This is a genomic window from Sporichthya polymorpha DSM 43042 (genome assembly GCF_000384115.1).
Taxonomy (GTDB): domain Bacteria; phylum Actinomycetota; class Actinomycetes; order Sporichthyales; family Sporichthyaceae; genus Sporichthya; species Sporichthya polymorpha.
Genome location: NZ_KB913029.1, coordinates 229,335 through 233,595 on the forward strand (window position 1 = coordinate 229,335; position 4,261 = coordinate 233,595).

The 4,261-nt window shown below is 67.0% G+C and carries 3 protein-coding genes; all 3 read left to right on the forward strand.

What is annotated here, in order from left to right:
* A partial coding sequence (locus SPOPO_RS33415; RefSeq protein WP_156870314.1) for a tyrosine-type recombinase/integrase occupies positions 1-167 on the forward strand: 167 nt, incomplete at its 5' end.
* 302 nt (positions 168-469) lie between these two features.
* Entirely contained in the window at positions 470-1,552 is a 1,083-nt protein-coding gene (locus tag SPOPO_RS26830) for an AAA family ATPase (RefSeq protein ID WP_211210825.1), read from the forward strand.
* Positions 1,549-3,927 (forward strand): S8 family peptidase, encoded by a 2,379-nt coding sequence (locus tag SPOPO_RS0101215; RefSeq protein ID WP_019872963.1) that lies wholly within the window; start codon positions 1,549-1,551, stop codon positions 3,925-3,927. The genes SPOPO_RS26830 and SPOPO_RS0101215 overlap by 4 nt, the downstream gene beginning before the upstream one ends.
* The last annotated feature ends 334 nt before the right edge of the window (positions 3,928-4,261 follow it).

Genomic DNA, 4,261 nt, shown 5'->3' on the forward strand with positions numbered 1-4,261 from the left:
CCCGACACACCGCCGCCACGCTGCTGTTGGAGCAAGGCGTCGACATCCGCGTCGTGCAGCAGATTCTTGGGCATTCGACGCTCGCCGTGACCAAGCGCTACACCCACGTCACCGATGTCCTCGCTCGCCAAGCCGCCGACCGAATGGGCCAGGCACTCTGGGACTGAATCGCGTGCGGCGCGCGGTGGCGCAACGCGCCGGGGGCACTCTCACCGCCAAGCGATGTTCGCCGCCCGACCGGTCTGGGCTGCCGCCACACCGAGCGGATTCCGGCGGCGTACGTCGAGGATCATCCCCGCGGCGTGTCCGCGCGAAACCTCGTCGGTACGTGCTGGTAAGAAGCACCCATCGAAGAAATCAAGTTTCCACAGAGGGGCAGCTCATGGCTAGATCGGAAGCGGCTACGGTGGAACGTATGACGGCAACCCGGAGTAGCTCTTACCACTCTGACGATGGCCTGGAGCGGGCGGTGTTGGATCTGGTGCGTGTGGGAACCCGCGGGCACGGCCCCGGTGTCCGCCAGCTTGCCTCGCGGCTGCTGCGCGCCGTCCCGCCCACCGTCCACGATCCCGATGCCTTCAAGGCGGCGCTTCATCAGGCGATGGCGGCCACCAACGCCTCGGCCGAGCTGCGGTTCAGCGGGGGCGCGCTGCCGACGGAGGGAGACACCGTCCGTCCGCTGGTAGACGTAGACGCCGCGCCCGACGGCGACGGCCTGATCCTCGCTGCCGGCGCCATGCGCGAACTCGACGAGATCGTCGCCGAGCGGCGGCTCAGCGAGAAACTGCATAGCGCCGGCGTGGGACTGACACGGAGCCTGTTGCTGAGCGGACCCCCCGGTGTGGGTAAGACGATGACCGCGCGCTGGCTGGCACAGTCGCTGTCCCTGCCGCTGGTCACGCTCGACCTGTCGTCGGTCGTGTCCAGCTATCTCGGGTCTTCGGGCCGCAACATCAAGGCCGTACTCGACTACGCGAAGTCCGGTCCTTGCGTACTGCTCCTGGATGAGTTCGATGCGATCGCGAAGCGACGAGACGATGACGCGGACATCGGCGAGCTGAAACGGATCGTGAACGTCGTGCTCGTCGAGCTGGACCGATGGCCAGACACGAGCCTGCTGGTCGCTGCCACGAACCACCCGCAGCTTCTTGACCCAGCGGTGGAGCGACGGTTCGACCGAGCCATCGAGTTGCAACTCCCTGGGTGGGAACAGCGCGCCGCCATTCTCACCTACGCCGCCGCCGGATCGGTGGAGCTGGATCCGGGCACGATCGAGCTGGTCGCCGATCTCACCGAGCACATGAGCAGCTCGCAACTGACTCGGCTCTGGGCGTTGTGCCGCCGTCGGTCGATCCTCCAGAGCGTGCCCGTCGGGACGGTGCTGGTCGAAGAGATTGCACGCCAGTGCACGCTGACGGGTGCTGCACGCGACAAGTTGATCGCCGCGTTGCGTGCCCGGTTGGGTCTGTCGAATCGACAGATCGCTGACCTGGTCGGGGTGAGCCACCCGACGGTGGCGGCTGCCTTGAAGCGGACGAAAGGGCAGCCGTGACGACAGAGCATCCCGAGGCCCCACGCCGTCCCCTACTCGTCAACGGTGAGGGGCTCAAGGTCGATGTGGCCGCGCCCGCGAGCGGCGGTGGGCCGAAGTTCGAGCCCCGAACGGCCGAGGACGCGCGGAGTTTTCTGCTGCCGCAGATCAGTGCAGCCGTCCAGGACGCTCACAGGCTGCCGCAAACGCTGCGCGCCGCCGACCGACTGTACGTCGAGGCGAAGCTCGTGCCCAACTACCTCGCCGCCAGCTATTTCCCCGCGCCCCTACTCGCACACATCGGCGCGACGCCAGTCGGCTCACGCGCGGACACCGGCGACTATCAGACACGGAGCCGGAGCGAAACAGTCCAGACACGCCGACTGATCTTCACCGTCAGCGACGACGGGCTCAGCGAACTCGAAACCCTGGTGAACACCCGCGGACAGGGACGCACGCAAGCCCAGGCGTTCAGCGAGATCAGGAAACTCGACGAGGTATCGCTGCCTACGGTCGCGCAGGTGCTCCGTGCGCCCGAAGCCACTACCACCGAGGAGAGCAGAGAGGCGAGGACCTGGGAGGCGGTCCTCCATCCGCTGACGGCCCGGGCGGGCGAGGCGGTTCCGCTCGATGACGAAACACTCCAGCGTTGGTTCACGCTGATCGAGTCACGGAACGGCCGAGTGCACGCGGACTTCGTCCGCCGCGTCGGCGGCCTCACCTTCACCCCGGTCACGCTTCCGACCGATGACGATGTGGTCGCACTCGCCCGCTTCAACCCGCTGCGCGTGCTCCGACCCATGCCGGCGATTCGCCCGCGGCCGAGCTTCGGAACCCGGTCTGCACTGCGGGTCGCGCCACCCGCCGCCACGAGCCCTGTGAGCGCGACCGTGAAGGTCGCGGTGTTCGACGGCGGCGTCGACGTCAAGAGTCCGTCGCCCTTGTTCCCGATCAGCGCTTCCGACCTCACTTCGGAGCCTGCGGATGCCGACGAACTGAATCACGGAACTGGGGTGACGGGCGCGGTCCTCTACGGCTTGTTGACCCCGGGCCAGCAAGCTCCTCAGCCTCCGCTGCCGGTGGAGAGCTTTCGTGTCCTTCCTGCTCCGAACATCCCCGGCGACCTGGAGGGCTACTGGGTCCTCGACCGAATCAAGGAGACTGTCGAGCAAGGCGGACACAAGCTGGTGAACCTCAGCCTCGGCCCGACGCTCGCGGTGGAGGACGACATGGAGCCCAACCGCTGGACCAGCGAACTCGACCAACTGGCGTGGGATAACGACGTTCTCTTCGTCGTGGCCGCGGGCAACGACGGTGAAGAGGACCGGGCTGCCGGCCTTCACCGCGTTCAGGTGCCGGCCGACATGGCCAACGGTCTGGCGGTCGGGGCATGTGACGCACCGGCTCCGGACAAGCCGTGGAGCAGGGCACCGTACTCGTCGATGGGCCCGGGTCGCCAGGGTGGTCGCGTGCAGCCGCTCGGCGTTCAGTTCGGCGGCGTCGACGGGCGACTCTTCAACGTTCTGCGCTCCGATGGCACGTTCCTGGAAGCGTCCGGGACGAGCTTCGCGGCACCGCTCACGACGCATGCCCTCGCCGACCTTGTCACCCGGCTCCCCAGGGTGAACAGCAGCGTCCTTCGGGCATTCGTGACCCATTTCGCCGAGCGGCCACGCCAGCACGTGAAGCTTCGAGACGAGGTCGGCTACGGCCGGCAGGTGCTGAGTTTCGTGGACACGCTGGAGTGCTCGCCGGATGAGGTGCACGTGCTGATCGTCGATGAGATCGAGCGCAACGATCTCTTGGGCTACCAGGTTCCCGTTCCTGCTGTCGTGTCCTCCGACCTGCAGTTGAGGATGACGTTGGCGTACGCATCGCCGATCGATCCCACCCAACCTACGGAGTACACCAGCGCTTCGCTGGAGATACTCCTGCGCCCACATCAGTCGATCCATAGCTTCAGGCCGCCGGCCGGGCTCGACGCCAAGAGCGAGCAACATGACCTCCGCAGCAACGAAGCGCTGACCTTGATGGCCGCCGGATGGACTCCGAGCCAGGAGCCGGTGACGAAGTCGTTGGGCGCGCCCAAGGGGTCGGCAGAGGTCCAACTGCGCGATAGCGGCAAGTGGGAGACGATCCGGCACCATCGGGTGATCCTCAAGGCGACCGAGACGGAGCGGCCCCGCCTTGAGCTCTCCTACATCGCCCGACGGGCTGGAGCGCTCGACAACGCTCCGACGAAGGTCCCGTTCGCGCTCCTGGTATCGATCACGGACAACTCCGGAGGCGGGACGCTCTACGACGCGGTCCGCAGCGAGCACCGTGCGCTGCTACCCGCGGACCGCCCGCGCGCGCGGATTCGGACCAGAGGCGGCCAGACCGCGCATTGGGACTGAGCCGTCCTCGACGGAACCCGGCTTTCGCACGAAGCGGCCATCTCAGCATGGTCGGCGGCTACTGGTCGTCGCATGACGAGGTCGTGCGGCTACGTCTGGAACCCGGGGGTGAGGATGATCTTGTGGGGAGTCTCTACACGCCCGCGGACGTGGACGGACGGCCGCGCATCGCGACGGCCTGCGCTACTGAACTGCTACTAGAACTGCTACTAGGTCGCGAGGTGGGCCCGTGTGAGGGGCGGGCAGAATCGGACGTCTATGCAGGTCAACGCGGTGCCCGGGACGGGATTTGAACCCGTACGACCTTGCGGTCAGCGAGGTTTAAGGTCGCCGC